Genomic DNA, 3,485 nt, shown 5'->3' with positions numbered 1-3,485 from the left:
TTCTATTTCGTCCATCCTCTATCTCCTTTTTGTTGCTTATCTGTTGCAGTGTTTAAATAACCTAAAATAGATCTAAAATCATTCTTAGCATTTTTAAAACTATCAACCTCAGCTAATAAAATAGAGCTATTCGTTTTCATTCCTGCAAATGTGCTATGTTTTGTATTAGCTCCGAACCTATCTCTTAGCACTTTATCAGTTATCTTAAACCAACCATTATTTTTATTATCCTGTAATTCTAAGTATTCATACTTATCGCCGTTTTTCCTAACAATTGCCGCATGTTTCCCAACAACGAAAAAATACTCTTTATCATTTTCAAGCAACTCATTCTTTAAGACTTGAACAGCGCCTTTAGATTCCACCGGTACATAGAAATGTTTAAAAATGACACCATCAAGACCAAGAACTTTCATAAGGTTAATTCCTCTTGAGAAAGTATCACAACTAACACCCCCACGGTAGTCAGTAACATCAAGCCCGATTCTGTTACCAATGTAAGAAAGTGCTAAGGAGGCACAAGATCCTTCAGTTTCATCTCCCCCTGAAATTTTTTGAATAATTTCATCACGAGAAATTGGTTCTTTCAAAAGTTGAACGGGATTATATTCTACGCCTTTTTCTTTGAAAATGTTCATTACGCCTTGTGCTTTCTCGCTATATGTGAGGGGAATATCATTTATTTTTTTTATATGATCTTTCCATCTATTACTACTTGATACGACATTCAGCTGTGTTAACGTCAATGGCCGACCACTTTGATCCAACATATCCCGAAAGGTAATCACCCCTCGCCGCCATAAATCCGCTTTTCCTTTACCGAGCACTGCGTCCTGTTCAGACGGTGATTTGCCTTTCAACCAATTTTCGTAGTTGATATTTTCACTGACTTGTCCATCCATTGAAGCACGCGTGCTTTCGGGTATTTCATCGACATTGTCAAAACCTAGCTCTTTCCACGATTTCATCACCAGTTGCAAAATAGAGCGACAACGCGGATGAAGTGGCGGGCGTTTGTAAGGAATATCGTGATCAATTGGCTTTTTCTCTACATCCCACACTAAACCGTCTCGAACACGACAAACTTCAGAAGTTCTCATATCCAAAGTTGCTAAATGCTTTTCGCCTTTGATTAAATCAAGATTTTCATCACGCAAAGCTTGATGGGCTTCGTCGGCGGTTTTGGCAACAGCCGTAATCACCAAAGTTTCTGCGTGGCGACGTGAAGTTCCCATTAGCTCTTTTACATCGCCTACTAATTCGTGGGTTTGCTTTCCGTCTAATAAACCCTGCCGAATAAGGGTTTCAAACCGAAAAGCCATATCATTACCTTGTTTTTTCCACCAATCTTCTAATGGCGCACCGGCAATTAATGAGGCCCGTTGAGTGGCTTTTAATTTGTAATCCGGTACTTGATTGAAAAAATCAAAACCAACTGATTCATTGTAGAGTTTTTGAAGTGCGGTTGTTTCGGTCATAAAAAAACCGCTTAACTCCGTGTCGGTGTAAGCGGTCAGTTCTTGATATGTATTGGTAATTTCGCCTTTCAGCTCTCGTAGCAATTTATCTAATTCCCGTTTTGGTAAGGCTTCAATACCGGCAGCGGAAATCCGATTCAATAGGGCTTTTTGTGTTTGATTAAGTCGCTTCCAAACTGCTTGGCGAAGATGAGCATCATAGCGAAAATGGAGAATTTTACGATCTGTCAGCGCATAAGCGATTTTTTCATCAAGCGTCTGTTTCTTTATTGAATTGACCTTCATAATTTAATCCCTCTGCTTCCAATCGTGCCTGTTCATCTTCCCAGTTTAGATTATCACTAATCAATCCACGGCGTTTGGCTTCTTCAAAAGTGGATTGTTTAGAAAGATTACCGCTTGTTTGCAGTTTGATCACCGTATCCATTGAAGCATTTGGATCGAAATCGCTATCGATATTGCCGCTAATTTCTACACTACCGACCTGTTGAAGCCCGAGCCAATTACCCACATATTCCAACACTAAATCTAAGGCATCTTCAAATTGATTAGCATAAAGCCTTAATTGACTGATTTCTTTCCCCTGTTCGTCACGGGATTGGCTATCAGTTAATGCTAATACAGTTTTATCCAGTAATTTTGCGCCGGCAACACGCATTTGGCTTTCCAGTTCTTTCAAGCTTTCTTGACCGGCAGTAATGGCATTGCCTGAATGTTCAACATAACGAAGATCGCCGTTTTGTGGAACATCGATTAAACTGCCTCCAATTTTAACGGGATTTTGGTCATTCATTCCTATACGAACCAGTAATGGTACGCGGGCTGTATTGAGAATATTGTCTTGATCGCTTTGACTTTGCCAATGCTTGATATTGAGATAAGCCAATTCAAGTAGGGGACTTTCACCAATCATAAAGCCTGTTTTATTCGTGCTAAATGCGACAATGGGGACATAATCAAGCGGTTTGTTTTGGGCGAAAAGCTGTACTTCTTCGTGTAATTGCCAACCATTTTGTAATTTACGGTATTTCCGCACCCGACCAATTTCATATACGCAAATTTGCTCAATGGTTTTCAGTGCAAATTCGCCATCATCTTCGATCACGTTTTCCTTGTAACGGAATTGAGTGATTTGTTGCTTGCCATTGATTCTTGCCGTTTTAAAGCCAAGCACGGCTTGCGGTTTGATTTCGATTAGATAAGGTCTTGCTCCGGCTGCTTTTTCATCTGCGAGTGTTTTTATATTTTCAGTACGAGTGTAATCCACTAACACATAAGAAACCCCATAAGCCAAGGCTGAATAAAACCAACGGGCCGAAAATACATCTAAATTATTGCCTTGAGCATCGACATCAGGCAAGAAATTTTGCTGTAGTGTTTCATTAATATCCTCTGTTGAGATTGCTTTAAAGAATACCCGCCCACACATTTGTGAGAGCGTTTCACGCAAAGCAGGGTAAAGGGTTGATCGATTTAATCGATTACGATAGCTTTTATCGCTTTCCAGTTCCATTTGAGGCAGATATTTTTCTTTTCGATGACGCATTTGAGCTGTACCGCCCAGTAAGTCATCAATGAGTTGAATTTGTTTATGCAACTCGTTCATTTCGCTGCTTACATTGGAGACATCTGACATTTTCAATCCTTAATAAATACTGAGTGGCGTTTGGTGCATTGTTCGGTATTCCAATGGTGCAAAACACATAATCAAAGCATCCGCCAAATTGGGGGACGGAATGCCACGTTTTTTCATATCCTTTTTACTTTCCACTTTCACCCGACCATTATTGTCATAATCAACACGAGGGCGAGAAAGTTCAGCTTTCAGATATTCCAAATTCGGTAATTCTCCATCTAAGCTAATCAATTCATCCACAGGATATTTATCACCAAACTCAACCGCACGATAGGTCTTATAAAATCGGTCTCTCACCGCCCACCAAGCCTGCGCTTTCACATTAGCGAACATATCGCCATTAGTTTTTCCGGTTATATACTCCCGAGTAG

2 protein-coding genes and 1 pseudogene are annotated in these 3,485 nt (G+C 40.0%); all 3 read right to left on the bottom strand.

The window, feature by feature from the left end:
- Positions 1-2 precede the first annotated feature (2 nt).
- On the bottom strand, positions 3-1,763 hold the full coding sequence (locus BKK54_RS10145) for a minor capsid protein (protein ID WP_077542962.1): 1,761 nt from the start codon (positions 1,761-1,763) through the stop codon (positions 3-5).
- A complete protein-coding gene (locus BKK54_RS10140) occupies positions 1,729-3,114 on the bottom strand; it encodes a DUF4055 domain-containing protein (RefSeq protein WP_077542961.1) in 1,386 nt (461 codons plus the stop codon). The genes BKK54_RS10145 and BKK54_RS10140 overlap by 35 nt, the downstream gene beginning before the upstream one ends.
- A gap of 9 nt (positions 3,115-3,123) precedes the next feature.
- A pseudogene (locus BKK54_RS10135) lies at positions 3,124-3,485 on the bottom strand (terminase large subunit); the annotation flags it as partial.

The organism is Rodentibacter genomosp. 1 (assembly GCF_001999285.1).
Classification (GTDB): domain Bacteria; phylum Pseudomonadota; class Gammaproteobacteria; order Enterobacterales; family Pasteurellaceae; genus Rodentibacter.
The sequence above is the reverse complement of the archived record's forward strand: the minus strand, read 5'-3'. Positions and strand labels throughout refer to the sequence as shown.